We start from the raw sequence: 26,061 nt of genomic DNA on the forward strand, positions 1-26,061 counted from the left end.
GTGGAGCTGGACCTGCGGACTCCGGCGGGCCGTACGCTCCCCTACTGACCTGCTCTCTTTACGCGGTATTTATCAGTCCTTCTGTAGATAACTAGGTAACAAAGTCATCACGGGGGGGCTCACGATGAAGAGGCTTGTGGTGGTGCCGCCACACATCGCCAGGCACAAGGTCCGCGAGATTCATCCGGCCGACCGCCGCAAGCAGCCTGCCGATCCCAAGGTGATCGACCTGCGGGCCTACACCGGCCGCAACGTCATCCGTTTTCCGGGCGGTCCCACCTCCGCCGCCTGAAAGAACGCCGCCCGGCCCTGGGCCGAGCGGCGCGCTTCGCGGTCAGCCGTACAGGCGCTCGGCGTAGGACTTGCCGTAGTAGCTCTCGAGCTGTTCGAGGCTCTCCTCCACTTTCTGCACGTCCTTGACGAGCCTCGCGTGCGAGGGCAGGACCTCGGGCTCCCAGCTGTCCGGCTTCCACAGCGAGGAGCGCAGGAACGCCTTGGCGCAGTGGAAGAAGATCTGCTCGATCTCCACCACGAGCGCGAGGTGCGGGCGGTGGCCCTTCACGATCATCTCGTCGAAGAACGGGGCGTCGCGCAGGAGCCTGGCCCGGCCGTTGATGCGCAGGGTCTCGTTGCGGCCGGGGATCAGGAAGATGAGCCCGACGTGCGGGTTCCTCAGGACGTTGAGGAATCCGTCGGCCCTGCGGTTGCCCGGCCGGTCCGGGATGGCGATCGTGGTGTCGTCGATGACGTGGACGAACCCGGCCGGGTCGCCCTTGGGCGAGACGTCGCAGGCGCCCGCGGCGTCCGACGTGGCGATCAGGCAGAACGGGGAGGCCGCCAGCCACTCCCGGTCACGCTCGTGCAGCCGTACGCGCTCCTTGGTCGCCGCCCTCGGCATGACCTCGCCGAGCAATTCGCGGAGTTCAGCCTCGGACCCGATCTCCACCCAGCTCATCTGCTCTCCCTTCGAGGATTCACCCCATTTTGACAGGGAGCGCGCGGATCACCAGCGGCGGGCGTTCGCCATCATGCCGAGATGCGCGTCGCGTTCCACGGCGAAGCGGACCGGGTCCATGCCCTGGCGCTCGGCCCGCAGGTGCAGCATGGTCAGCTCCGTCGCCGCCTGCTGGTAGTCGCTCATGGCCCGGCCCAGCCCGGCGCCCCTGGCCCACTTGCGGGCCGCCTTGCGGCCGGACAGCGTGCTGAGCATCCTGACGTCGGCCTCCGTGATCAGCCCGGTCTGCTGGTAACCGGGCAGGTAGAGGCCCATCCTGGTGACGAGCTGGCGGCGTTCGACGACGGTCACGGTGATCAGCAGGATGAGCGCCCCCATGATCACGAGGTACGCGGCGGCCACCCAGGCCAGGGAGCCCGTGGTGGCGGAGCCGTTCCAGAGGCCGTGCAGGAAGACCGCGCCCAGGTAGCCGAGCGGGATCGCGGCGAACCTGGCCACGGTGCGCCTGGTCAGGGCGTAGGCGACGCCGAGGCCGATCATGGAGGTGTAGATGGGGTGGCCGAGCGGGTCGATGAGGCCCCTGATCACGAACAGTTGCAGCGCCCCGCCGGCCCCGTCCTCGTTGTACGCGAGCAGGTAGTAGCCGACGTTCTCCACGGCCGCGAAGCCCAGGCCGGCCATGGAGGCGTACACGATGCCGTCGGTCAGCCCGTCGATCTCCTGCCGCCGGCGCAGGAGCAGCAGCAGCGCCGCGCCCTTGAGCGCCTCCTCGATCACGGGGGCCAGCAGGACGGTGCCCACGTCGTCGACGACCGCCTCACCGAGCCCGGCCCTGGTGAACAGCGCCTCCCCCACGAACGACAGCGCGAGGCCCAGCACGATCGCCACCCCCGCGCCCCACGCGAAGGCGAACGCCAGGTTCAGCTTCGGCTCGGGCTCCAGCCTGTCGAGCGAGAGCACGGCGGCCAGCAGCACCGGCAGCGGGGCCACGCCCAGCAGCGCGGACAGCGCGAACCCCACGGGCCCGCCCGACAGCAGCATGAAGGTCAGCACGATCAACGCCAGGGCGCTGGACACGACCAGGCCGATCAAGAGGGCCTTGCTGGGACGCTGGACTGGCATCGTGGCGCCTTCCTTTCGCTGGTCCGACCACTATGCGCGGCCCGCATCTACAGCCGCTTAACGGTCACTTGATTCCCGGTAATACGGATCCGCCACGACGGCCTCGCCGTCGGCGTAGGTGTACACCTCCCTGCCGGAGACGAACACCCGCAGCGCCCGGCTCATGACGTCCAGCGGGTCCCCCGACCAGATCACGACGTCGGCGTCGAGCCCGGGGCGGAGCGCGCCCACCCGGTCGTCGATCCCCATGATCCGGGCCGGGTTCAGCGTGATCGAGCGCAGCGCCTCGGCCGGGTCCAGGCCCTCCTTCACCGCCAGCGTGGCCTGGTGGACGAGGAAGTGGATCGGCACGACGGGGTGGTCGGTGGTGATGGCCAGCCGCACCCCCGCCCGCGCCAGGATGCCCGGGTTGCGCAGCGAGCGCCGGCGCAGCTCGACCTTCGACCGGCTGGTGAAGAGGGGACCGATGATGACGGGGACGTCCCGGTCGGCCAGGGTGTCGGCCAGCAGGTGGCCGTCGGTGCCGTGGTTGATGATCAGGCGGTAGCCGAACTCGTCCGCCAGCCTGAGCGCGGTGGAGATGTCGTCGGCCCGGTGCGTGTGCTGGCACCAGGGCAGCTCGCCGTCCAGCACCCGGACCAGGATCTCCAGCGTGCCGTCCCGGTCGAACGGCTTGCCCTCGTCGGCGGCGGCCGCCCGCTTGGCCTTGTAATCCTGCGCCTTCATGAACGCGTCCCGGATCACGGCGGCCACGCCCTGCCGGGTTGACGGCAGCTTCTTCTGGTCGCCGTACACGCGCTTGGGGTTCTCGCCGAGCGCGCTCTTGACGCTGGCCGGCTCCTTGACCAGCATCTCGTCCACCGACCTGCCCCAGCACTTGATCGCGACCGTCTGGCCGCCGATCGGGTTGCCGGAGCCGGGCTTGATCACCGCGGTCGTCACGCCGCCGGACAGCGCGTCGGCGAAGGCCAGGTCGGCGGGGTTGATGGCGTCGAGGGCGCGCAGGCGGGCGCCGTTCGGGTCGGTCATCTCGTTGGTGTCCTGGCCGGCCCAGCCCTCGGCCTCCTCGTACACGCCGAGGTGCCCGTGGGCCTCGACGAAGCCCGGCAGCACCCAGCCGCCCGCGGCGTCCACGACGGGGGTCCCCTCCGGCACGGCCACGTCCCGGCCGACGGCGGCGATCTTCCCGTCCTGGACGAGTACGGTGCCGCCGTCGATGGGGTCGCCGTCGATCGGCACAACGTATCCGCTGGTAATAGCAAAATTCATGACTCGTAACCTACCGGTGGGCGGGTCGCCGGGCCCGGACGCACCGGGCCCTCAAGGGCCAGGCGCTGTGGGGATAGGCTGATATTTCGGGATATACACGAGGGAGAAGATGCATGTCGCAAACGTACGGGCCAGGCGCGGGCCCGGCCCCCCAGTCCCTCGGCGACGAGGAGCTCTCGCAGCTGCTGGCCGGACAGCGCTTCGGCGCGCTGGCGACGAACAAGAGCAGCGGCCACCCCCACCTGTCCACCGTCCTGTACACCTGGGAACCGGACCAGCGCGTGGTGCGGATCTCCACCATCGACGACCGGCTGAAGGTCCGCCAGCTCCACAAGGACCCCCGCTGCGCCCTCTACGTGGCCAGCGACGACTTCTGGTCCTACGCCGTCGCCGAGGGCCAGGCGGAGCTGTCGCCGGTGAGCACCGAGCCGGGCGACGAGGTGGGCATGGAACTCCTCGCCATGCAGCAGAACATGGACGACCCGTACGCCTTCCTGCGGCAGATGGTCGAGGATCGGCGGCTGGTGATCAGGATCCGCGTCTCGCGTTTGTACGGGACCGCGCTCCCCGTTTCGTGACGACGGCGCGGTGGCGGTTGTAGGCCACCGACGCGATCACGACGAGGACGAGCCCCAGGTCGATGCCCGCCGACCAGCGCATGGCGGCGACGTGGTGCCCCCCTTCCGCCACCGCGAAGAAGACCGCGCCGATCACCGCCACGCCGCCCGCGCCCGCGAACTGCTGCGCCGTGCTGAGGATGCCCGACCCGATGCCGGCCTGGTGCGGGGTGACCTCCACCAGCGCCGCGCCGATGAGCTGCGGCAGGACCAGCCCGTTGCCCGAGCCGACGAGCATGAGCGCGGCCATGATGTACGGCAGGCCCAGCCCCGCCCCCACCACCATCAGGGCCAGTCCGAGCCCGATGATCACGCCGCCGATCACGACGACGATCAGCCCGTACCTTCTGACCAGTCGCGTCCCCAGGATCGACGTGACCGAGAACAGCACCCCCATCGGCGCGAACGCCAGCCCCGCCTGGAAGGCCGTCAGCCCCAGCCCGCCCTGCAGCAGCAGCGTCAGCGTGAACATGAACGAGGCGAAATACGCCATGAACGCGACGATCGAGCCCACGCCCGCCAGGTAGGAGTGGACCTTGAGCAGCGCCAGGTCGAGCACCGGCTGCCCGCCGCGCGCCCCGAGCGCCTGCTGCCACCGCCAGGTCAGCACGAACACGGGCACCGCGGCCCCCATGCTGATCCACATCCAGACGGGCCAGCCCAGGCTGTTGCCCAGGCCGAGCGGCACCAGCACCAGAGCCAGCCCGGCGGCCAGGCCCGCCGCGCCCGGGACGTCAAGCCTGGCCCGCCGGGCGGTCTCGACCTCGGGCAGCAGCCAGACGGCCAGCGGCACCACGATCAGGCCGACGGGCAGGTTGATCAGGAAGATGACCCGCCAGCCCAGCCCCAGCGTGTCGGCGGTCAGCAGCAGGCCGCCGAGCACCTGGCCCGCGATCGAGCCCAGGCCGCCCGCGACGCCGTACCAGCCGAGGGCGTGCGCCCGCTCCGACGGCGAGTAGACCGCGGAGATCGTGGCCAGCACCTGCGGGACCATCGCCGCGCCCGCCAGGCCCTGGAGCAGGCGGGCGGCCACGAGCTGGGCCGGGTTCGCGGCGATCCCGCACAGCACGGAGGCGATCGTGAACGCGACCACGCCCCAGATGAACAGCCGCCGGTAGCCGTAGCGGTCGCCGAGCCGGCCTCCGGTGATCATGCCGGCCGCGTAGGTGAAGGCGTATCCGCCGACGATCAGCTCGAGGGCGGCCGGGCCCGCGTGCAGGTCGCGTTCGATGGAGGGAGCGGCCACGTTGACCACGAAGAAGTCGAACTGGGCCATGAACCAGGCCGCCAGGAGTACGGCCAGCATCCCACCAAGCTTCACGACATTCAGGCTAGAACTCCATGATTCACCCCTCCGGCACGGGGGTCATGTGTCGAATGCTCACCGGCCGGGCATCGGGCGGCTACTCTGCCATCAACTGGCAGTCACGAGCCCTTGTCACCGTCGAGTCGACTGTCTCTCCCCACCCGAGGAGACCCATGTTCAGGCGACTCGCCGTCATGATCGCGATCTCGTCCACCCTCCTGACGACCCCCGCCGAGGCGGCCACCGCCGTCGTCGACGTCGCGCACCGGGGCGCCTCCGCGTACGCGCCCGAGAACACCATCGCCGCCTTCGAACTGGCCGCCAAGCAGCGGGCCGACGTGTTCGAGCTCGACGTCCAGGAGACCAAGGACCACGAACTGGTCCTGATGCACGACACGACCCTGGCCCGCACCACCGACGTCGAGCGGGTCTTCCCCGGTCACGCGCCGTGGCGGGTCGGCGATCTCACGCTCGCCCAGATCCGCAGGCTCGACGCGGGCTCGTGGTTCTCCGACGAGTACGAGGACGAGCGGGTGCCCACGCTCGACGAGACGCTCAGCGAGATGAGCGGCTCGGGGCTGGACCTGCTGCTGGAGATCAAGGCTCCGGAGCTCTACCCCGGCATCGAGGCCCGCGTCGCCGCCGAGCTGCGCCGCCATCCCGGCTGGCTCGCGCAGGGGCGGCTGGTGGTGCAGTCGTTCAGCTGGGCGTCGATGCGGACCTTCCACCGCCTGCTGCCCGACGTGCCGATCGGGCTGCTCGGCACGCCGTCCACCGCCGACCTGTCGTCGCTGGCCAGGTTCGCCGACCAGATCAACCCGCCGTACACCTCGTTGTCGGCCTCGTACGTACGGCGCGTACACGCCCTCGGCATGCAGGTGCTCGCCTGGACGGTGGACAACCCGGACACCATGCGCCGGATGCTGGACTACGAGGTGGACGGCATCATCACCAACAAGCCGGACGTCCTGGACGAGCTGCTGAGAGGCTGAGGCGGCCGCTAGGCGATGTGGTAACCGACTCCGGGCGCCGTCGCGAACGGCGGTGCGGCGGACCGGGTCCAGTTCGATCCCGGCCGCGCGCAGCGTCCGGGGCCGCGCATCGGGCTTGCGGCGGGCCAGAGCGTGGATGCGCAGGACGAGCTCCGGGAAGTGGAAGGGCTTGGCGAGGTAGTCATCCGCGCCGGGGGTCAGCCCGCTGACCCGGTGGCCGGGCGCGCTCGCCGCGGTCAGCATCAGCACCATCGTCCGGATCGCCCGATCGGTGACCATCTGGGACACGGTGTCACCGTGCAGGCCGGACAGGTCCCGGTCCAGGACCACCACGTCGTACGGGGTGAGGTCGAGCTTGGCCGCGGCGGCCAGCCCGTCGTGGGCTGCCAACGCCCTCCTGCGCGGGCTGCCGATCGAGCTGGTCGCCGTGCTCATCGTCGCGGCCCGCCACGGCGCCCGCACAGCCCGCCGGCCACGGTCCCGGCGAGTGATCGCCGCCCGGGCGGCGATCCTCGCCTTCGGACTCGGCCTGCGGCTACGCCACGGCTGGACAGCGATCCTCGTCGGAGTGTCGCTGATCGCCCTGCCCTACACGGTCGCCACGCTCCCGCTGCTGCCCGACCCCGTCTCGATGTGGCTGCTGCGGCTCACCCTCGCCGCCGAACTCGCCGTGCAGCAGACGATGACCGAGTATCCGCAGGTGACCGCGCACTACGCGCCGTCGGCCGGCTATTTCCCGTTGCCCTGGTGGGCCGGGCTCGCCCTGCTCGGCGCCTACACAGTGATCGTCATGTGGATCGCCGTCGGCCGGAAACCCGTCGCGGACACCGACGGACGCTGATGGCCGGTGCGGGGCAACAGGCCCCGCACCGGCCCAATCTCCACAGGGCGGCTACGCCGTCCGCGTCACGCGGCGTCCACGACCAGGGTCGCAGACCGGTCGCGCGGCGCCGCTGACGGAGCTCGTCCGAGACGGCCGTCCGGACGGCAGATCACTGCTCTGTGCGCTGCAGCCGCTGGTGGAGCCAGCTGCAACCGCTGGAGAAGCCAGCCGCAACCGCTGGAGAAGCCAGCCGCAACCGCTGGAGGAGTCAGCTGCAACCGCTGGTGGAGCCGCAGCCCTCACAGACGTAGCAGCTCCCCGCCGGCCGCATCTTGGTGCCGCAGGTCATGCAGAGCGGCGCGTCGGCCGTGAAGCGCTGGTGGCTCTCCAGCGTCAGCTCCTTGACCACCGGCGACTGCTCGGCGACCTCCGCCTTCGGCTTCTCCTCGATGGGTGCCGACTGGGCCAGCGCCTCGCGGTCCACCGTCTCCTGCAGCGCCGCCGGGTCCTCGCCGCGCTGCTGCGCGGCGCGCTCGGCCGCCGAGAAGATGCCCAGGGCCGCCCGCTCGTCGTAGGGCAGGTGGTCGAGGGCCAGGCGGCGGAAGATGTAGTCCATCACCGACGTCGCCATCCGGATGTCCGGGTCGTCCGTCATCCCGGCCGGCTCGAACCGCATGTTGACGAACTTGCTCATGTACGTCTCGAGCGGCACGCCGTACTGCAGGCCGATGGAGATCGCGACGGAGAAGGCGTCCATGACGCCCGCCAGCGTCGAGCCCTGCTTGGACATCTTGAGGAAGACCTCGCCGAGCCCGTCGTCAGGGTAGGACGAAGCGGTCATGTAGCCCTTGGCGCCGCCCACCGTGAAGCGGGTGGTCATGCTCGGCCGCTGGTTGGGCATGCGCCGCCGGGTCGGCCGGTTGACCTCGATGACCTTGACCTCGGGCTCCGCCTTGACGGCGTCGTCCTTCTTGGCCGCCTCGTCCTTCTTGGCGCCGTTGCCGACCGACAGCGGCTGGCCGACCTTGCAGTTGTCGCGGTAGACGGCCAGGGCCTTGAGCCCCAGCTTCCAGCCCTCCTGGTAGACCTGCTCGATGTCGTCGATCGTGGCCGACTCGGGCAGGTTGACCGTCTTGGAGATGGCCCCCGACAGGAACGGCTGGGTGGCCGCCATCATGCGCACGTGGCCCATCGGCGCGATCGCCCGCTCGCCCATCGCGCAGTCGAACACCTCGTAGTGCTCCTGGCGCAGGCCGGGCGCGTCGACGACGTGGCCGTGCTCGGCGATGTACTCGACGATGGCCTCGATCTGCTCCTGCTGGTAGCCGAGCTGCTTGAGCGCCCGCGGGATCGTCTGGTTGACGATCTGCATGGAGCCGCCGCCGACGAGCTTCTTGAACTTGACCAGCGCCAGGTCCGGCTCGATGCCGGTGGTGTCGCAGTCCATCATCAGGCCGATGGTGCCCGTGGGGGCCAGCAGGCTGGCCTGGGCGTTGCGGTAGCCGTTCTTCTCGCCGAGCTTGAGGCACTCCGACCACTGACGAGACGCCTCGGAGTGGATCTTCGCGTCCATGGAGCCGACGGTGCGCAGGTCGTCGTTGGCCGCCGCGTGCTTGCGCATGACGCGCTTGTGCGGCTCCGCGTTCCTGGCATATCCGTCGTACGGGCCGACCACCGCGGCCAGCTCGGCACTGCGGCGGTAGGACACGCCGGTCATCAGGGACGTGATCGCCCCCGCCACAGCGCGGCCGCCGTCGGAGTCGTAGGCGTGGCCCGTCGCCATGAGCAGCGCGCCGAGGTTGGCGTAGCCGATGCCGAGCTGACGGTACGCCCGCGAGGTCTCGCCGATCTTCTCGGTCGGGAAGTCCGCGAACGTGATCGAGATGTCCATCGCGGTGATGATCAGCTCGGTCAGCTTGACGAAGTTGGGGACGTCGAAGGTGTTGTCGTCCTTCAGGAACTTCAGCAGGTTGATGCTGGCCAGGTTGCAGGAGGAGTTGTCCAGGTGGACGTACTCGGAGCACGGGTTGCTGGCCGTGATCCGCCCCGTCTCGGGGGTGGTGTGCCAGTCGTTGATCGTGTCGTCGTACTGCACGCCCGGGTCGGCGCACTCCCAGGCGGCCTTGGCCATCTTGCGGAACAGCTCGCGGGCGTCGACCGTCTCGATGACCTCACCGGTCAGGCGGGCGCGCAGGCCGAACCGCTCGCCCTTCTCCACCGCGCGCATGAACTCGTCGGAGACGCGCACGGAGTTGTTGGCGTTCTGGTACTGGACGGAGACGATGTCCTTGCCGCCCAGGTCCATGTCGAAACCGGCGTCACGCAGCGCGCGGACCTTGTCCTCTTCGCGCGCCTTGGTCTCGATGAACTCCTCGATGTCGGGGTGGTCGACGTCGAGCACGACCATCTTGGCCGCCCGGCGGGTCGCGCCACCGGACTTGATCGTCCCCGCGGACGCGTCGGCGCCGCGCATGAAGCTCACCGGGCCGCTGGCCGTGCCGCCGCTCGACAGCAGCTCCTTCGAGGAGCGGATGCGGGACAGGTTGACACCCGAGCCCGAGCCGCCCTTGAAGATCACACCCTCTTCCTTGTACCACTCGAGGATCGACTCCATCTGGTCGTCCACCGAGAGGATGAAGCAAGCGCTCACCTGCTGGGGCGACTTGGTGCCCACGTTGAACCAGACCGGCGAGTTGAACGCGAACACCTGGTGCGCCAGCGCGTGCTTGAGCTCGTGATCGAAGATCTCGGCGTCCTCGTCACTGGCGAAGTAGCCGTGCTCGATCCCGGTGCTGGTGTAGACGCCGACGACCCGGTCGATCAGCTGCTTCAGGCTCCACTCGCGCTGCGGGGTGCCCACGGCGCCGCGGAAGTACTTGGTCGTCACGATGTTGGCCGCGTTGACCGACCAGAACTCGGGAAACTCGACCCCCCGCTGCTCAAAATTGACCGAGCCGTCGCGCCAGTTCGTCATGACGACGTCGCGGCGCTCCCACTGGATCTCGTCATACGGGTGCACGCCGGGCTTGGTGAAGATCCGCTTCATCTTCAGCCCCTTACGCGGACGCTTCCCCCCGCGCGCGACTGAACCGCTGGCCGTCTCCGTCATGACTCCCCCTTCTCCGCCTTCAACTGTGAGATCTCGGCCTCGAAGTCCGCCAGGCTCTCGAAACCGCGATATACCGATGCGAACCGCAGGTAGGCCACCTCGTCGAGGTCCCGCAACGGGCCCAGGATGGCCAGCCCCACCTCGTTGGAGGGGATCTCGGCCGCGCCCTTGGCCCTGATGGCCTCCTCCACCCGCTGCCCGAGCTGCGCCAGCGAATCCTCGCCCACCGGTCTGCCCTGACAGGCCCGCCGCACGCCCGCGACGACCTTGTCCCTCGAGAACGGCTCTGTCACTCCGCTGCGCTTGCTCACCATCAGCAGTACGGTCTCCTGCGTGGTGAACCTGCGCCCGCACTCGGGACAGGTGCGGCGCCGCCTGATGGCCGCGCCGTCGTCCGTGGAGCGGCTGTCGATGACCCTCGTGTCAGGGTGGCGACAGAACGGACAGTGCACGCTTTTCGCCTCCTAGACCTGCGGCCACCACACGCCGCGGAACCGCCGTCGCGGGACGCTCGCGCACACTCCACGGCTAGCCGTGGAGCGGTACATAAAACACAAGGTGTGGTGAACTACATCGGTGTAACTACTAGATGTTGTGGTCCAACCGTAGAAGCGAGCGACCATGAACGCAAGTTGAGCAACGCCATCGAACCGAAGTCGCTGATCAGCCCGCCGTCACCACCGAGACTCGGGCGTGTCGCCCATCTAAGTGATCTTTCCGCTGCTGGAGGCGCCACAGGGGTTACTTACGCACCCATACGTGAACAAATCTCACAACGATACCCAACCCCACAACTCCGCCCACCAGCCCCACGCTGGCGGCGCGTGGGCCTGGTCGTCGAGCCTCGCGGTGACGTGGGGCGCCATCGTCAAGCGCCACCCCACCAAGGCGCACAACCGCCGTCCGTGGTCCAACTACACGTGGCGCCCACCCAACGCGACCACCCTCCCACCGCATCGCCGACCCCACGGGACACCCAACCGCGCCCGACCGCCAGCCGAGGCCCCCCAGCCCGAACCGCTTCATAAAACGGACAACCTCGCACCGCCGACCCTCCTACGGGAGGAACCGGCCCCATGACACGAACCGGCGCCACCCTCCGGCAATTCCGCCCCATGCGACACACCACCAGCCAGCCCCACCCCTGACAGGCTGACGACCCGCGGTCCACACGTGGACTCGGGCGTCCGAACGGCCTCGCGTGTCCGAGCGGGCGCCCAGCCCAGGCGGACTCGCAACCTGAGCACACCACGGCCCGAGCGCACCACCGCCCGAGCGGATTGGCCGGCCAGCCGAACTGGCGGCCCGGGCGCACTCGCGAGCCCAGCAAACTCGAGGCACGAGCGGACTGGCGGCCCACGCGCACTCACGAACTGAACAGCCTGGTGGCCCCGGCAGACTCACAGTCGGAGCGAACCCGCAGCCCGAGCGAACCCGCAGCCCGAGCGAACCGACACCCGGGCGGACCGCAGCCTGCGCCGACCAGCAGCCTGAGCGGACTACGGGCCAGTCGAACCGGTGGGCCAGCCGGCCTCGCGAGCCGAGCGAACTCACAACCTGTGCAGGCCGACGGGACACGCCCATCGCGGGGCGGACGCACTCCCGACGCGGCGCCCTAGCCTGGCCGTCCCGCGTGGGCCTGGCCCACTCAGGGACCGGGCCCACTCACGGACCGGGCCCACTCACGGACCGGGCCCACTCACGGACCGGGCCCACTCACGGACCGGGCCCACTCACGGACCGGGCCCACTCACGGACCGGACTCACTCACGGGCCAGGCTCACTCACGGGTCTGGCGATCAGCGTAAGGCGGCGGTGTCGCTCGGGACGTACAGGCGGGTGCCGGGGTGAATGAGTGAGCAGGACAGGCCGTTCAGACGCTTGATCTCCTCCATCACAGGGCCGGGATCGTCCCCCTGGGAGAGCGCCTCCCCGATGGCCCAGAGCGTGTCACCCTCGCGCACCTCCACCCACGGGAACCCCGCATGGCTGGTCACGACGACCTGCACGTCCGCGTGCCCCACCGCCTGCGTACCGAGCCAGAACCCGCCGAGCGACAGCAACGCCACGACGGCCACCAGCACGACCCGCCCGCGCCGGGTCAGCCGCAACGGCGGAGCGGACCGCCGACGCACGCGAGCCAACGCCCGCCGCTCGCGCCACCTCGCCACCCGACGGCCCCACCGCCGGGATCCCCAGCGCCCGCCGCCTGCGTCACGCCGAGAGCGTCCAGCCCGGACGGCGCCTCCCCGCGCAGCCCGGTCACCCCCGCGACCACCTGCGACAGCACCCCGAACGCCCTTCCCGACGCCCCGGACACCCCCACTCCGAACGCCACGGACGCCTCCACCAGCCCCCTCGGCAACACGCCGAGCACCCCGAGCGTCGTCTCCGCCCGCGCCCGGGACACCACTCCGGAACTCACGGACGCCTCCACCAGCACCCTGGGCACCGCCCCGGGCGCTCCAAGCGTCTCCGTCAGCGCCCCTGGCACCGCCCGGGGCGCCCCAAGCATCTCCCTCAGCGTCCCTGACACCACCCCCGAGACCATGAACATCTTCCCTCGCAACCTGCACGGGGAGCCGAGCGTCGCGATCACCACCCTGGGGATTCCGGACACTGCCCTTGGGACCGCGAGCGCCTTTCCCAGCACCCCGGGCACCACCCAGGGGGCCGCGAACGCCCTCCCCAGCACCCCGGGCACCGCCCAGGGGACCACGAACGCCCTCCCCAGCACCCCGGGCACCGCCCAGGGGACCACGAACGCCCTCCCCAGCGCCCTGGGCGGCACGTCGAACGCCGCGAGCGCCCTTTCCGGCGCCTCGGTCATCACCCCCGGGACCGAAGTCCCTTCGCCCAGCGCTTCGGGCACCATCCCTAGGGCCGAGGATCTTGCCGACCGCTTTCCGGACGCCACCCCTGGGACCAAAGATCTTTCCCACGGCGCTCCGGGCGGGGCCCCGGGGGCTGCGCGCGCCTTCCCCAGTGCTCCGGGCCAGGCCCCGGGCACCGCGAACGCCTTCCCCGGAGCCCCGGACCCCACCCCCGAGACCTAGAACCTCTCCCTCAGCACCACCCCGAGCACCGTCAACGTCTCTTCCCGCGACCAGCGCGGAGCGCCGAGTGCCGCGTGTGCCTCCCTCGGCGGACCGGACGCCATCTCGAGGGCCGGCGGCGGCGCCTCCTGCTCCTCTCGTCCCTGAGCCTCCCGGTCCGCGCGCCCGCGAGCGCGCGTCGCCCGCAGGGGCGCGTGCCCCCCGATCGTTCACCCTCGTCCCCCGCCCAGCGTCGGCGCCCCCGCCCGAGCGCCGTTGATCTCTGTCCACGCCGGATCCCCGGCCGGCCGCCGTTTCGCCGCCCTCGTCCGCACGGGCTCCTCCCCTGCCCGGCAGTACGGTGGCGTCCGCGTCAGAACCTGCACGCGGGGGCGGCACCAATCGCAAATGGGGCCTTCCACCATGAGTCGTGCGGGGCCCCAACCTCTTCCCCGAATTCCCGCGGGAACCGGCCTCAGTCCGCGTATTGTCTCCCCGTCGATCGTTACCCTGCGTGGCGTCGGCGATGAGTGTGAGTCGTTTGGCGTCTTGGCTGGTCATGTCGGTATTTGTGGGCGTTCGCATGGTTGACCTCCTGCCGTGCGGCCCGAGGAAAAGGCCAAATAAAGATCAGCAAATCGAACACGGTGTCGATCGAACTCCCGTACGATGTTGTACACCACGCTGGCGACAATTTCGAGGAAGACTCGAACAATTGTTTGAAGATGATCTTCAACAGCGATACGGTCGCTGTGTGCGACATTGGGACCACAGACCGGGAGGTGCGCCGGTGAGGCGGGCCGCCAGGCGAGGAGGAAGAGCATGAGCGAGCAGGATGGTGCAAACGGGGTCAGCGACCTCGCGGTGCGCCGGCGCGACTCTCTGGGCCTGACGCCCAGGCAGCGCAAGATCCTTGAAGTCATCCGCGACTCGGTGCAGCAGCGAGGCTATCCGCCCTCCATGCGCGAGATCGGCGAGGCGGTCCAGCTGACCAGCACGTCGAGCGTGTCGCACCAGTTGACGGCGCTTCAGCGCAAGGGTTACCTGCGTCGCGACCCGCACCGGCCGCGCGCGCTCGAAGTGCGCCTCCCGGGCGAGCCAGTGCTGTGGGTGGACCCTGACGCGAGCGACGAAGAGCCCACGATCAACCGCCCCACGGCGGCCTATGTCCCGCTCGTCGGCCGCATCGCCGCCGGTGGCCCGATCCTGGCCGAGGAGAGCGTGGAGGACGTCTTCGCGCTGCCCAAGCAGCTCGTCGGCGAGGGCACGCTGTTCCTCCTGCAGGTCGCCGGTGACTCGATGATCGAGGCCGCCATCGCCGACGGCGACTGGGTGGTCGTCCGCCAGCAGCCGGTGGCGGAGAGCGGCGACATCGTGGCCGCCATGATCGAGGGCGAGGCCACCGTCAAGACCTTCAAGCGTAAGGACGGCCATGTTTGGCTCGTCCCCCACAACCCCAACTACGAGCCCATCCCCGGCGACGAGGCCAGCGTCCTGGGCAAGGTCGTGGCGGTCCTGCGCCGGCTCTAGCAGCGGCCAGGGCCGGCTCGAAAGGGTCTCGGGCGCGCGTCATACCGCTCGCGCCGCGTTCCGGCGCGCGCCGAAACAACACCTGTCCGTCCATGGGGCACGTACGGGTCCAGCTCCGTCTCACCCCTGAGGCCCTGAGGCCGATGCCCCATCACGACCCGACCTGACCCGACCCGGAGGAGGGACACCATGGCCATCGGGACTGAGCTGTCCGAGGTCGCCATGCAGTCCCATGTCGTCTGGTCGCGCACCTAAGGCCATCGAACGCCGCCGCCGAACGTGGTCGCGGCATCACACCATGTCGCCACCTGGCCATGGGATGTTGTCGATGACACTGGCGGCGAGCTCGGTCTCGGTGTCTCGCGTGTCGCCACCACCACCCCGCCCTTCGCCGCACCCGCAGTGCCCGGAAGTCGCCGCCTCCATGACGCCTGACGAAGCAGCCCCAGTGCCTACAAGCCGCCCGCTCGACTGGATCAAGGGTCCCCATGGGGAGGGGCGTCCAGACCGCACCGCCTTCAGCAACACCCGATGATGTAACACCACGCCGAAAGCGGGCACCGTCGCGCCGCACAAACAGCCGCCCGGATGCGCGCGCTTGGCACGGCCCGACCAGCACGGCGTGACCAGCACGACGCGGCCAGCACGACGCGGCCAGCACGACGCGGCCAGCACGACGCGGCCAGCACGGCCTGACCAGCGCCACCCGACCAGCGCCACCCGACCAGCGCGACGTGACCAGCGCGGCCCGACCAGCACGACGTGACCAGCGTGCCTTCAGCGGGGGCCGGGTGCAGGGAGTCCCCGCATCACCGATCGGGCGGAGCGAGCGCGACGGTCGCGACGGCGACGAGCAGGGCCACGGGGGGCCGGCAAGACGCTTCGGGGTGTACGCATCCAGTGGCCCTCCGCGGCGTTAGCGTTAGCAACGCACCGCGCGTGGGGTGGCTCGGTGATCGGCGTTCGCGCGTATTCGTATCCCGAGGGCGGAACGGCGTCCATGCCCGGCGACCCTAGTTGCAGTCTGCGTGCCGTTCCGGCTCCGGGGCTTCTAACGGGCGGCGTACAGCTCGTGCGCGGCCTTGATCGCCTGGTCGGCGAAGGCGAGTACGTCGCGCCGCCGTTCGAACGGCGAGCCGTACAGGGACTTCCGGGGTGTGCCGAAGTGCTCGCTCAGCCCGCTGACCGCGCCCGAGAGCGTCGGCAGCGCGGTTTCGTCCTCCTCGCGCAGGCGCAGCGCCTCGTTCACCACCCGGTGCCAGCGCTCGGGGAACACCGCCAGCGCGTACTGCCCGGCCCCCGACTTGGAGGTGATCTCGCCGGTCGCCAGCGTGTAGTGCAGCCGGGCGACGCCCGTGACGACCCAGACCGTGTTGTAGCCACCGAGACAGGCCAGCCCCCAGGGGGAGGCCAGGTGGGAGGCCCTGGCCACCAGGCGGCGCCAGTAGCGGTCGAGGTTGCCGTCGGTCCAGGCCGCGAGGGCGGCTGGATCGTGCCAGATCTCGAGCTCGTCCGGCTTGGGACCGCGGCAGGTCAGGCCGTTCTGGGCCAGTGTGTGCCAGGTGACCGGGTTGAGGCCGCCCCTGGGGTTGATCTTCCCCGCGTGCGCCCGGGGACGTGTCCCCAGCTCGGCGGGGTCCCTGCTGAGGTCGTCCCACGTGAGGTAGCAGCCCTCGAACGGGTACGCGCCCAACCGGGCGTGAATGCGTTCCACCACCCCGGACGGCGCCTCCGAGGCCGTCACCGCGACGAAGTCCACGTCACTCGCGCCGGGCCGGTAGTCGCCCAGCGCCGCCGAGCCCTCCAGATAGAGACCCTCCACGAGCCCGGGAGCCTCCGCGTCGGCCACCGACAGGTAGGTCTCGACAATGGCATCGACCTTGGGGTTAGACATCATCGCCGTCCAGCCTCCCATAAGCGGCCTCGCCACCTCATCACAATCGATAATCCTAGAATTGCTGCGTGAATGAGGCATATACCCCTGAAGACCTCAAGGCATCCCACGATGGCATCAAGTGGTCAGAAGTCGCACCAGGCGTCATCCCCGCCTGGGTGGCCGACATGGATCTGTCCACCGCTCCCGAGGTGATCGAGGCGCTGCGGCGGCGGGCCGCCGGCGACCTGGGCTACCCGACCTGGCTCGACCAGCCCCCAGCCGGGCCGCTGGCCGAGGCGTTCGCCGAACGCATGGCGAACCGGTACGGCTGGCAGGCCGACCCCTCGATCGTGCGCTCGTTCAACGACATCAACCAGGCGCTCCAGGTCCTCCTCCAAGTCTGGACCCGGCCGGGCGACGGGGTCGCGTTGCACACTCCGGCCTACCATCCGTTCCTGGAGACGTTGAAGGTCATGGAACGGCCCCTTCATCCGATCCAGCTGGAGCCCGACGGGGACTCCTGGCGCTTCGAGGTGCCCGACCTGTCGGGCTGCCGGGTGCTCCTGCTCGTCAACCCGCACAACCCGACCGGCCGCTCGTTCACCCGCGAGGAGCTGATGGAGCTGGCCGAGCACGTCGAACGCCACGACCTGCTGGTCATCGCGGACGAGATCCACGCGGACCTCACGTACGAGCCGCACCGGCACATCCCGTTCGCCACGATCCTCCCCGAACGCACCGTCACGCTCACCTCCGCCACGAAGGCGTTCAACCTGGGCGGCATCCGCTGCTCGGTGGCCCACCTGGGACACGCGGGCGTCCGCAAGGCCCTGGAGGCGCAGCCGCCCTTCGTGTACGGCTCGGCGAACCTCTTCGGCGTCGAGGCCACCGTGGCGGCATGGCGGCACGGGGACGCCTGGCTGGAGTCGACCCGCGCCCTGCTGGACCGCAACCGCCGCACGATCGCCTCCCGGCTGCCGGCGTCCGTCGGCTATCGGGTTCCTGAGGCCACGTACCTGGCGTGGCTGAACGTGGGGCGGCCGGGCACGGCGGAGGTGTACGAGCGGGAGGCCAGGGTGCGCCTGGTCGACGGCGCGGTCTTCGGGCCTGGCGGCGAGCACTACGTCCGGCTGAACTTCGCCACCACGGAGGCGATCCTGGCCGAGATCCTCGACCGGCTGACCCAGACGCCCTGACCCGGGTCTCCCCAAGGGGCGTGGCGGCACTCCCGCCACGCCGTCCAGGTGGATAGCAAGGGGCCCACACACCGGACCACGGGGACGCCCAGGCAAGCATCCGTCCGTCTCACTGGGCGCAGGATGGTGCAGCGCACGAGGTAACACGGCATGCGTCGCACGGGGATAGGAGCGTCGCGGAGGCGCGGGCGGCGCCCAGTGGCGTGGCGTGCCGGCGTCAAAGGTGCACGGCGCGGCGGCTGCCAGCGGCCGGATGCGCGAGTGGCGGGGCGGGGCAGCGGGGCAGCGGGGCAGGGTGGCGGGGCGGCGCAATGGGGCGGCGCAATGGGGCGGCGCAATGGGGCGCAAGGCGGCGTGACTGCGGAGGCTGGCAAGGGGTGCGGCCCGGCACCGGAGGTGGGCGGGGCGGTTGAAACGCTCGGGGCGCGCGGCACGTCGGCATGGGCAACGCTCGGCGCGCGGCATGTCGGTATGGACAGGGGCGCAGGGCGTGGGCCCGACGGCGAGGCCGGTGGCCAGGTGCCCGTCGGAACGGCGAATGGGCACCGATGGCAGGCAGGTGGCCAGGTGCTGGTCGGAACGGCGAATGGGCTCCGACGGCGAGGCAGGTGGCCGGGTGGCGAATGGGGGGTGAGGGGGCAGAGGCCCCGACGGCGAGGCTGGCGGCCAGGTGCCGGTCGGGGCGGTGGGTGAGGAGGTGAGTGGGGGGTTACCGCAGCGGCGTCACTGCAGCGGCGTCACTGTGCTGGCGTCACTGCAGCGGCGGGAGGTCCGGCGGCGTCGCGGGCGCGTGTTCGTCGAGGGCGGCCAGCGCCAGCTCGATCGCCTTCTCGAGCTGCGGGTCCCGCCCCGCCACCCGGTCCTGCGGCGTGATCACCACCTCGATGTCCGGCTCCACCCCGTAGTTCTCCACGCCCCAGCCGTGCCCTTCGAGCCAGAACGAGTACCGGGGCTGCGTGACGCGCGTCCCGTCGACGAGCGAGTACCGGGAGTCGATGCCGATCACCCCGCCCCACGTCCGCGTCCCCACCAGCGGGCCGATGCCGCGGTTCTTGATCCCGGCGCTGACGATGTCCCCGTCCGAGCCCGCGAACTCGTCCGTGATCGTCACGATCGGCCCCCGGGGCGAGTCCTCCGGGTAGCGCATCGGCTCGTAGCCGCGCGCCCGCGCCCACCCCGTGACCTTGCGGGACAGCTTCTCCAGCACGAGCTCCGACAGGTGCCCGCCGCCGTTCTCGCGCACGTCCACGACCAGCCCGTCGAAGGCCATCTCGGTACGCAGGTCGCGGTGGAACTGCGCCCACCCCGTCGCCACCATGTCGGGCACGTGAAGGTATCCGAGCCTGCCGCCGGAGGCCTCCCGGACGCGGGCGCGGCGGCTCTCCACCCAGTCGTGGTAGCGCAGCCGGGTGTCCTCGGCGATCGGGCTGACGACGACGCGGCGGGTGTCCCCGCCGGCGGCGGGCCGTACGGTCAGCTCGGTGGGCTGGCCGGCGGTGCCCGCCAGGAGGGCCAGCGGGCCGCGTACCGGGTCCACGGGACGCCCGCCCACCGCGACGATCGCGTCGCCGGGACGGACGGCCACCCCGGGCGCGAGCAGCGGGGAGCGCGCGTCGTGGTCGGAGGACTCGCCGGGCAGGATGCGTACGACCCGCCACACGCCCTCGTCGTCCCTGGCGAGGTCCGCGCCCAGGAGTCCCTGGCGGCGGCGCGGGTCGACGCCGGCGCCGTTGGCGGTCGCGTACGCGTGGGAGGTGCCCAGCTCGCCCTGCGTCTCCCAGAGCAGGTCGATCAGCTCGGAGTGGGCGCCGATGCGCTCCACCAGGGGCTCGTAGCGGTCGAGCACGCCCTGCCAGTCGACGCCGTTCATGTCCTCGCGCCAGAAGTGGTCGCGCATGAGGCGGCCGGCCTCGCGGAAGCCCTGCCGCCACTCGGCGATCGGGTCGATCTCCACGGCGATCCGGTCGAGGTCGATGGAGACGACCTCGTCGCCCTCGGTGGCGGCGCGGGTCTGCAGGCCGTTCTTGCCGTTGATGACGAGCCTGCCGCCGTCGCCGCTGACCTCGAACGAACGCACGTCCTTGCCCAGCTCGGCCTTGGCGCGCTTCTTGAGGTCGTAGCGTTCGAGCACGATCTCGGTGACCGGCTCGGTGCCGTCGCCGAGCTGCCCGGCGAGGGGGTGGCGCAGCCAGAGCAGGGCGTCCTTGGCGGTACGCAGGTTGCCGTAGCGGCCCGCGGGCACCGGCACCGGCACCACGCGCGAGGGGAGCCCGTCGGGATCGACCTCGGTGCGCGGCGCGGCATCGTCCTTCTTGTCGTCCTTGGCGGGTTTGTCGTCCTCGCCGTTGAACCCGCGGCCCTGCAGGGAGGGGTCGAACGGCGACGGCGTGGTGGCCTGGAGGGGCACGATGTACGGCTTGCACCCGCCATGGAATGACATGTCGAAGACGTGCGCGTCGTACACCGGGTCGAAGGTCCGCACCGACAGGAACGCCAGGTGCTTCCCGTCCTTGGTGAACACCGGGTCGAAGTCGGTGAACCGCATCGACGTCACGTCGATCACCGACGTCCCGTCGACCCGCCCGATCTTGATCTGCGACAGCGGCTCGTGGTGCGGGTGGACCCAGGCCAGCCATCCCGAGTCGGGCGAGAACGTGAGCCCGCTGACGTCTCCCTGCGTGGTCCGGTCGAGCTGCCGGATATTTCCGGACTCGACGTCGACGACCAGCAGCCGGCCGTCATGCGTGGCGACCGCCAGGTGCTTGCCGTCGGGCGCGACCTCCAGTTCGAGCACCCGTCCGAGCTCCCCGGTGGCCAGCGTCCTGATCTCGCCGCCCGGCGTGCCGATCTCCAGCCCGTCCTCGCCGCTCGCGTCCGACACCCAGACGGCCCGGCCGTCGGCGTCGAGCACCTGCGGCAGCCGTACCCGGACGCCCGGCTGCGCCCGCAGCACGCCCGCGGGCCCGTCGCGGTGGGTCACCCAGTGGGCGGTGCCGCGGATCTCCACGGCGCTGGCCCGCCCGCTCGCGTCCGGCGAGAACGTGCCGACCCGCAGCGGCGCGGGGCGCCTGGCCCGCCCCGGCCGCGGCCCGCCCAGCGTCACATCCAGCCGGTACGGCTCCGCGTCCAGGCTCTCCAGCAGCCACAGGTCCCCGGCGTGGCTGTAGATGAGCCGCTCCCCGTCGCCGGTGGCGTGGCGGGCGTAGAACTCCTGGTGATCACTGTGCCGGCGCAGGTCGGACCCGTCGGGCAGGGCGGAGTAGACGTTGCCGACGCCGTCGACGTCGGACAGGAAGACGAGCCGGTCCCCCACCCAGTTGACCGCCCAGTACTGGGCGATGCTGTCGGCGAACAGGCGGGCGAACTCCCCGTCGCCCTGGGCGTCGACCCAGATCTTGCCGGCCGTGCCGCCCCGGTACCGCTTCCACTGCGACGGCTCGCGCCACATCGGCGACACGGTGGCCACCCGCGCACCGCTGACGGCCACGTCGCTGACCCACCCGTACGGCAGGCGCGTGGCGGGGCCGCCGTCGAGCGGCACCGCGTACGCCCAGGTCCGGCCCCGCTCGCTCTGCTCGGCCGCGGTGATCGCCAGCACGTCGCCCTCGCCCGTCCAGCCGCGTACGCCGGTCGTGGCGCTACCCCAGTAGGTCAGCCGCTCGCCCTCGGGGCCGTCGATCCCGGCCGCGAACACCTCCGGCGCCCCCTCCTTGCCGCTCGTCCACGCGATGCGCGTGCCGTCGGGCGAGAATCTCGGGTGCGACACCGGTACGCGGTCGGCGGTGAACCGCCATGCCCTGCCTCCGGACAGGGGAGCCAGCCAGACATCGTCGTCAGCGACGAAGGTGACCATGTCACCGTGGATATGCGGGTATCTGAGGTATGCGCCAGTTGTCACATGTGCACATTAATGCCAGATGCCAAGGTCAGCCCAAGAATTCTCCCCCGAACGGGCCTGCCACGTCCCGCGAACTGTCAAGTAGGGGATGTGCGTGAAATGCCGGGAAGGGGGAGACCTATGAGATTTTGCGCCCGTCCACACCAGTTCCCGCCCCGCCTGGCAGCCGCGGCCGTCATCCTCAACTCCGGGCTCAGCAAGGTCCACGCCGACGAGCAGACCGCGGCCGGCCTGCACGGCATGGCCGCGAACACGTACCCGTTCCTGCGTGACATGGACCCGGTGACCTTCACCAAGCTGCTCTCCAGGAGCGAGATCGCGCTCGGGACCGCGCTGCTCGTGCCGGTCGTGCCGTCGCTGCTGGCGGGGGCCGCTCTGACCGGGTTCGCGGCGGGGCTGGTCGGCCTGTATCTCAGGACGCCGGGGATGCGGCAGGAGGGCAGCCTGCGCCCGTCCGAGCAGGGCATCGGGCTGGTCAAGGACATCTGGCTGCTCGGCATCGGCGTCGGGCTGGTGATGGAGGAGCTCCAGTCCGCCGACTAAGACCGACAAACCCGGGTACGCGGCACAATATGGTGCAAATCGGCTACACCTTGATGTCCGAGCAGACCCCCGCCCGGGAGCTGGTCGATTACGCCGCGGTGGCCGAGCGGATCGGCTTCGACTACGCGGTAATCTCCGATCACTACTTCCCGTGGATCGAGGAGATGGGGCACTCACCGTACTGCTGGTCGGTGCTCGGCGCGGCGGCCCAGGTCACCCGGCGCCTGCCGCTCATGACGTACGTGACCTGCCCGATCATGCGCTACCACCCGGCCGTGGTGGCCCAGAAGGCGGCGACCATGGGCGTGCTGAGCGAGGGCAGGTTCACGCTGGGCCTCGGGTCGGGCGAGAACCTGAACGAGCACGTCATCGGCGAGGGCTGGCCGCCCGTGGACACCCGGCACCGGATGTTCGCCGAGGCGATCCAGATCATCAAGCTGCTGTTCGGCGGGGACTACGTCACGTACCAGGGCGAGTTCTTCGACGTGGACTCGGCCAAGCTCTACGACCTGCCGGAGCGGCCGGTCCCGCTCGCCATCGCCGCCTCGGGCGGCCAGTCCGCGGAGATCGCGGCCGAGTACGGCGACGTGCTGGTGGTCAACGAGCCGCTGCCGGACGTGGTCAGGCAGTTCAACGCCGCCGGCGGGCAGGGCAGGCCCGTGTACGGGCAGCTGCCCATCGCGTACGACACCGATCCCGAGGCCGCCAAGGATCGGGCACACCGCCTGTGGCGCTGGGCGGCCGCCGGCGGCTGGAAGGTCATGGCCGAGCTGCCCGGCCCGGTGAACTTCGCCGCCGCGACCGGCACCGTGCGCCCCGAGGACGTGGCCCAGTCCGTGCCGTGCGGGAACGACGTGGACGCGGTGGTGCAGAGCGTCAGGCAGTTCGCCGACGCCGGCTACACCCACGTCGCGCTCGTCCAGATCGGGCACGACCAGCAGCAGCCGTTCTTCGACTGGGCGGAGAAGGAGCTGCTGCCGGCCCTGCGCGAGCTCTGACCGTGGCTACGGGACGATGTTGACCAGCTTGGGGGCCCGGACGATCACCTTGCGGGGCGAGTTGGTCAGGTAGGAGGCGACCTTCTCCGAGGCCAGCGCGAGCCGGCGCAGCTCGTCCTCGGTGATGTCCGGCGAGACCTCCAGCCGGTCGCGCACCTTGCCCGCCACCTGCACCACGCAGGTGACCGACTCCTGCACCAGCAGCTCGGGCTCGGCCACCGGCCACCCGGCGAAGGCGACGGCGCCGGTGCGGCCCAGCCGCTCCCAGCCCTCCTCGGAGGTGTACGGGGCCACCAGCGACAGCATGATCGCCAGCGTCTCCGCGGCCTCGCGCACCGCCGGGTCACCGGCGCCGGGGCCGGAGTCGATGGCCTTGCGCGTGGCCGAGGTCAGCTCCATCATGCGCGCCACCGCGACGTTGAAGCGGTAGGACTCGACCAGCTTGGTGACCTCGTCGATCGTGCGGTGGGTGACCTTGCGCAGCTCCACGTCGCCGCCCTCGAACGCCACGCCGGGCGCGCTGTCCACCTCGGACATGACGCGCAGCGCGCGGGCCAGGAACTTCTGCGACGCGGCCGGCGAGACGTCGGCCCAGTCGATGTCGTCCTCGGGCGGCCCGGCGAAGACCATGGTCAGGCGCACGGCGTCGACGCCGAAGTCGTCGATCTGCTTGCCCAGGTCGACGCCGTTGCCCAGCGACTTGGACATGGCCTTGCCGCCGTTGATCACCTGGCCCTGGTTCAGCATGCGCCGGAACGGCTCGGTGAAGTCGACCATGCCCATGTCGTGCAGGACCTTGGTGAAGAACCTCGAGTAGAGCAGGTGCAGCACCGCGTGCTCGATGCCGCCGACGTACTGGTCGATCGGGCCCCACTTGCGCACCTGCTCGACGTCGAACGGGCCCTCGGTGTAGCCGGGCGAGCAGTAACGCAGATAATACCACGACGAGTCGACGAACGTGTCCATCGTGTCGGTGTCGCGCTTGGCCGCGCCGCCGCACTTGGGGCACTCGACGTTGACCCACTCGGTGGCGCTGGCCAGCGGGGAGACGCCCTTGGGGGCCAGGGCCTCGCCGCGCATGTCGGGCAGCGTGACCGGCAGCTGCTCGTCGGGGACGGGCACCTCGCCGCAGTCGCCGCAGTGGATGATCGGGATCGGCGTGCCCCAGAACCGCTGGCGGGACAGCAGCCAGTCGCGCAGCCGGTAGTTGACCGCGCCCGTGCCCTTGCCCTCGCGCTCCAGGATCTCGATGATCTTGGAGATGGCCTCGACCTTGGTCAGGCCGTCGAGCGGCCCGGAGTTGACCAGCGTGCCCTCGCCCGGCGTGGCCTCGCCGGTCTCGCCCGGGTCGGCCAGGCCGGTGTGCACGACGACCTTCACCGGCAGCTCGAACTTCAGCGCGAAGTCCAGGTCGCGCTGGTCGTGGGCGGGCACGGCCATGATGGCGCCGTGGCCGTAGTCGGACAGCACGTAGTCGGCCGCCCAGACCGGGATGCGCTCGCCGTTGACCGGGTTGACCGCGTAGCGGCCCAGGAAGACGCCGGTCTTCTCCTTGTCGGTGGACAGCCGCTCGATGTCGCTCAGCTTGGCGACCTCGGCGCGGTAGGCCTCGAACTCGGCGCGGTGCTCGTCGGTGACGATCTCCTCTGCCAGCTTGGCGTCCACGGCGACCACGAAGAAGGTGGCGCCGAACAGCGTGTCGGGCCGCGTGGTGTAGACCTGGACCGGCTCCTCGCGGCCCTCGATCTCGAACAGCACGTCGGCGCCCTCGGAGCGGCCGATCCAGTTGCGCTGCATGGTCAGCAGCCGCTCGGACCAGCCCTCCTGCAGCTGGTCCATGTCGTCCAGCAGGCGCTGCGCGTAGTCAGTGATCTTGAAGTACCACTGCGTCAGCTCGCGGCGGACGACGTCGGCGCCGCAGCGCTCGCACTTGCCGGCCACGACCTGCTCGTTGGCCAGCACGGTCTGGTCGTTGGGGCACCAGTTGACCAGGCCGCCCTTGCGGTAGGCCAGGCCGCGCTCGAAGAACCGGTTGAACAGCCACTGGTTCCACCGGTAGTAGTCGGGGTCGCTGGTGTGCAGGCGGCGCGACCAGTCGAAGGACAGCGCGTAGCGCTTGAACGAGGTGACCTGCGTCTCGATGTTGGCGTAGGTCCACTCGGCCGGGTGCGCGTTCCGCTTGATCGCGGCGTTCTCCGCCGGAAGGCCGAAGGAGTCCCACCCGATCGGGTGCATGACGTTGTAACCCTGCTGGTACCAGTAACGAGCGACCACGTCGCCCAGCCCGAAGGCCTCGGCGTGGCCCATGTGCAGGTCGCCGGACGGGTAGGGGAACATGTCGAGCATGTAGCGGCGCTCGCGCGGGTCGGCGGGGTCTTCGCTCGCCCGGTAGGGTTCCTGCTCCTCCCATCGCTGCTGCCACTTGGCCTGCAGCGCCTGCGGATCGTACTCACTCACGGCTACTGTCCTTCTGGCTTGATTCGGACCCATAAGAAAACCCCCCGTGCACACAACGAGGGGTAGCCGCGACGGCGAGAATCTTCAGGGCCGTCGCGGCCCGCTAAGAAGCAGGGTCGCGGAACGCATGTGTCAAGCCTAGCGCACGTCTTCGGCTGAATGCAGATACTCGATCGAGGTCCGCAGGCACAATGGACCCTTCAGGTCCAGCGAGACCTGATGGTGATGTATCCGTTGTGACCTCATTCGTCCCCTATGAATACCCTTGTCACCGTGGTGTACCCAGTTGAGCCCGAGCGACCGGAGGCCGGCCTGCCCATGCAGGACCCGCCGAC

Annotated in this window: 19 protein-coding genes and 1 pseudogene; 8 read left to right on the forward strand and 12 right to left on the reverse strand. The window is 70.4% G+C overall.

What is annotated here, in order from left to right:
* Positions 1–124: 124 nt before the first annotated feature.
* Positions 125–292, forward strand: a complete 168-nt coding sequence (locus H4W80_RS21560) for a hypothetical protein (protein WP_192794445.1) — start codon at positions 125–127, stop codon at positions 290–292.
* Positions 293–334: 42 nt separating this feature from the next.
* On the opposite strand, the gene H4W80_RS21565 is transcribed toward H4W80_RS21560, so the two are convergent.
* Genes H4W80_RS21565 through H4W80_RS21575 form a run of 3 tightly spaced genes read right to left on the reverse strand, consistent with a single transcriptional unit; the run spans position 335 to position 3,346 of the window.
* Positions 335–955 (reverse strand): pyridoxamine 5'-phosphate oxidase family protein, encoded by a 621-nt coding sequence (locus H4W80_RS21565; protein ID WP_192786750.1) that lies wholly within the window; start codon positions 953–955, stop codon positions 335–337.
* Positions 956–1,003: 48 nt separating this feature from the next.
* Positions 1,004–2,077: a PrsW family intramembrane metalloprotease gene (locus H4W80_RS21570; protein WP_192786751.1), complete on the reverse strand. Its 1,074-nt coding sequence runs from the start codon at positions 2,075–2,077 to the stop codon at positions 1,004–1,006.
* Positions 2,078–2,134: 57 nt separating this feature from the next.
* A complete protein-coding gene (locus H4W80_RS21575; protein ID WP_192786752.1) occupies positions 2,135–3,346 on the reverse strand; it encodes an amidohydrolase in 1,212 nt (403 codons plus the stop codon).
* Positions 3,347–3,459: 113 nt separating this feature from the next.
* Here H4W80_RS21575 and H4W80_RS21580 point away from each other — a divergent pair, with 113 nt between their 5' ends.
* Positions 3,460–3,924 (forward strand): PPOX class F420-dependent oxidoreductase, encoded by a 465-nt coding sequence (locus H4W80_RS21580; RefSeq protein ID WP_192786753.1) that lies wholly within the window; start codon positions 3,460–3,462, stop codon positions 3,922–3,924.
* Here the strand turns inward: H4W80_RS21580 and H4W80_RS21585 are convergent.
* The gene (locus H4W80_RS21585; protein ID WP_318786983.1) at positions 3,875–5,284 is read right to left on the reverse strand and encodes an MFS transporter; all 1,410 of its coding nucleotides are present in this window, start codon (positions 5,282–5,284) and stop codon (positions 3,875–3,877) included. The two genes, H4W80_RS21580 and H4W80_RS21585, sit on opposite strands and share 50 nt — an antisense overlap.
* A gap of 158 nt (positions 5,285–5,442) precedes the next feature.
* Here H4W80_RS21585 and H4W80_RS21590 point away from each other — a divergent pair, with 158 nt between their 5' ends.
* Positions 5,443–6,261 (forward strand): glycerophosphodiester phosphodiesterase, encoded by an 819-nt coding sequence (locus H4W80_RS21590; RefSeq protein WP_192786754.1) that lies wholly within the window; start codon positions 5,443–5,445, stop codon positions 6,259–6,261.
* A 195-nt stretch (positions 6,262–6,456) separates the two neighbouring features.
* Here H4W80_RS21590 and H4W80_RS63700 read toward each other — a convergent pair.
* A pseudogene (locus H4W80_RS63700) lies at positions 6,457–6,594 on the reverse strand (response regulator); the annotation flags it as partial.
* Here H4W80_RS63700 and H4W80_RS63705 point away from each other — a divergent pair.
* Entirely contained in the window at positions 6,533–7,102 is a 570-nt protein-coding gene (locus H4W80_RS63705) for a hypothetical protein (RefSeq protein WP_318786984.1), read from the forward strand. The pseudogene H4W80_RS63700 and the gene H4W80_RS63705 sit on opposite strands and share 62 nt — an antisense overlap.
* A 250-nt stretch (positions 7,103–7,352) precedes the next feature.
* On the opposite strand, the gene H4W80_RS21600 is transcribed toward H4W80_RS63705, so the two are convergent.
* The 4 genes from H4W80_RS21600 to H4W80_RS21615 form a co-directional block, all read right to left on the reverse strand.
* Complete coding sequence (locus H4W80_RS21600; RefSeq protein ID WP_192786755.1) at positions 7,353–10,193, reverse strand: vitamin B12-dependent ribonucleotide reductase; 2,841 nt, start codon at positions 10,191–10,193, stop codon at positions 7,353–7,355.
* Positions 10,190–10,645 carry a transcriptional regulator NrdR gene (gene nrdR, locus H4W80_RS21605; RefSeq protein ID WP_185078046.1) on the reverse strand — a complete coding sequence of 152 codons (456 nt, stop codon included), beginning with the start codon at positions 10,643–10,645 and terminating at the stop codon, positions 10,190–10,192. The genes H4W80_RS21600 and nrdR overlap by 4 nt, the downstream gene beginning before the upstream one ends.
* Before the next feature lie 1,347 nt (positions 10,646–11,992).
* Positions 11,993–12,304: a LysM peptidoglycan-binding domain-containing protein gene (locus H4W80_RS21610; RefSeq protein WP_192786756.1), complete on the reverse strand. Its 312-nt coding sequence runs from the start codon at positions 12,302–12,304 to the stop codon at positions 11,993–11,995.
* Complete coding sequence (locus tag H4W80_RS21615; protein ID WP_192786757.1) at positions 12,295–13,023, reverse strand: hypothetical protein; 729 nt, start codon at positions 13,021–13,023, stop codon at positions 12,295–12,297. Before H4W80_RS21615 ends, H4W80_RS21610 begins: the two co-directional genes overlap by 10 nt.
* 1,027 nt (positions 13,024–14,050) lie before the next feature.
* On the opposite strand from H4W80_RS21615, the gene lexA reads away from it, so the two are divergent.
* Positions 14,051–14,758, forward strand: coding sequence for a transcriptional repressor LexA (gene lexA, locus H4W80_RS21620; RefSeq protein ID WP_225963586.1), 708 nt, complete (start codon positions 14,051–14,053; stop codon positions 14,756–14,758).
* A gap of 1,051 nt (positions 14,759–15,809) precedes the next feature.
* On the opposite strand, the gene H4W80_RS21625 is transcribed toward lexA, so the two are convergent.
* The gene (locus tag H4W80_RS21625; protein WP_192786758.1) at positions 15,810–16,655 is read right to left on the reverse strand and encodes a nucleotidyltransferase domain-containing protein; all 846 of its coding nucleotides are present in this window, start codon (positions 16,653–16,655) and stop codon (positions 15,810–15,812) included.
* A 65-nt stretch (positions 16,656–16,720) separates the two neighbouring features.
* On the opposite strand from H4W80_RS21625, the gene H4W80_RS21630 reads away from it, so the two are divergent.
* Positions 16,721–17,830 carry a MalY/PatB family protein gene (locus tag H4W80_RS21630; RefSeq protein ID WP_318786985.1) on the forward strand — a complete coding sequence of 370 codons (1,110 nt, stop codon included), beginning with the start codon at positions 16,721–16,723 and terminating at the stop codon, positions 17,828–17,830.
* Between the two features lie 751 nt (positions 17,831–18,581).
* Here the strand turns inward: H4W80_RS21630 and H4W80_RS21635 are convergent.
* A complete protein-coding gene (locus tag H4W80_RS21635; RefSeq protein WP_465263733.1) occupies positions 18,582–21,728 on the reverse strand; it encodes a S41 family peptidase in 3,147 nt (1,048 codons plus the stop codon).
* Positions 21,729–21,848: 120 nt separating this feature from the next.
* Between H4W80_RS21635 and H4W80_RS21640 the strand changes: the two genes are divergently transcribed.
* Positions 21,849–22,271 carry a hypothetical protein gene (locus tag H4W80_RS21640; RefSeq protein WP_192786760.1) on the forward strand — a complete coding sequence of 141 codons (423 nt, stop codon included), beginning with the start codon at positions 21,849–21,851 and terminating at the stop codon, positions 22,269–22,271.
* Between the two features lie 29 nt (positions 22,272–22,300).
* Positions 22,301–23,269 (forward strand): TIGR03557 family F420-dependent LLM class oxidoreductase, encoded by a 969-nt coding sequence (locus tag H4W80_RS21645; protein WP_192786761.1) that lies wholly within the window; start codon positions 22,301–22,303, stop codon positions 23,267–23,269.
* Positions 23,270–23,275: 6 nt separating this feature from the next.
* Here H4W80_RS21645 and leuS read toward each other — a convergent pair whose 3' ends face one another.
* Positions 23,276–25,759, reverse strand: a complete 2,484-nt coding sequence (gene leuS / locus H4W80_RS21650; protein ID WP_192786762.1) for a leucine--tRNA ligase — start codon at positions 25,757–25,759, stop codon at positions 23,276–23,278.
* Positions 25,760–26,061: the final 302 nt, after the last annotated feature.

The organism is Nonomuraea angiospora (assembly GCF_014873145.1).
GTDB lineage: Bacteria > Actinomycetota > Actinomycetes > Streptosporangiales > Streptosporangiaceae > Nonomuraea > Nonomuraea angiospora.

Bases quoted from the DNA above. Each gene is read 5' to 3' on its own strand.
- H4W80_RS21560 (WP_192794445.1), top strand. From the start codon at position 125: ATGAAGAGGCTTGTGGTGGTGCCGCCACACATCGCCAGGCACAAGGTC.
- H4W80_RS21565 (WP_192786750.1), bottom strand. From the start codon at position 955: ATGAGCTGGGTGGAGATCGGGTCCGAGGCTGAACTCCGCGAATTGCTC.
- H4W80_RS21570 (WP_192786751.1), bottom strand. From the start codon at position 2,077: ATGCCAGTCCAGCGTCCCAGCAAGGCCCTCTTGATCGGCCTGGTCGTG.
- H4W80_RS21575 (WP_192786752.1), bottom strand. From the start codon at position 3,346: ATGAATTTTGCTATTACCAGCGGATACGTTGTGCCGATCGACGGCGAC.
- H4W80_RS21580 (WP_192786753.1), top strand. From the start codon at position 3,460: ATGTCGCAAACGTACGGGCCAGGCGCGGGCCCGGCCCCCCAGTCCCTC.
- H4W80_RS21590 (WP_192786754.1), top strand. From the start codon at position 5,443: ATGTTCAGGCGACTCGCCGTCATGATCGCGATCTCGTCCACCCTCCTG.
- H4W80_RS21600 (WP_192786755.1), bottom strand. From the start codon at position 10,193: ATGACGGAGACGGCCAGCGGTTCAGTCGCGCGCGGGGGGAAGCGTCCG.
- H4W80_RS21615 (WP_192786757.1), bottom strand. From the start codon at position 13,023: ATGACCGAGGCGCCGGAAAGGGCGCTCGCGGCGTTCGACGTGCCGCCC.
- lexA (WP_225963586.1), top strand. From the start codon at position 14,051: ATGAGCGAGCAGGATGGTGCAAACGGGGTCAGCGACCTCGCGGTGCGC.
- H4W80_RS21625 (WP_192786758.1), bottom strand. From the start codon at position 16,655: ATGATGTCTAACCCCAAGGTCGATGCCATTGTCGAGACCTACCTGTCG.
- H4W80_RS21640 (WP_192786760.1), top strand. From the start codon at position 21,849: ATGAGATTTTGCGCCCGTCCACACCAGTTCCCGCCCCGCCTGGCAGCC.
- H4W80_RS21645 (WP_192786761.1), top strand. From the start codon at position 22,301: ATGGTGCAAATCGGCTACACCTTGATGTCCGAGCAGACCCCCGCCCGG.
- leuS (WP_192786762.1), bottom strand. From the start codon at position 25,759: ATGGGTCCGAATCAAGCCAGAAGGACAGTAGCCGTGAGTGAGTACGAT.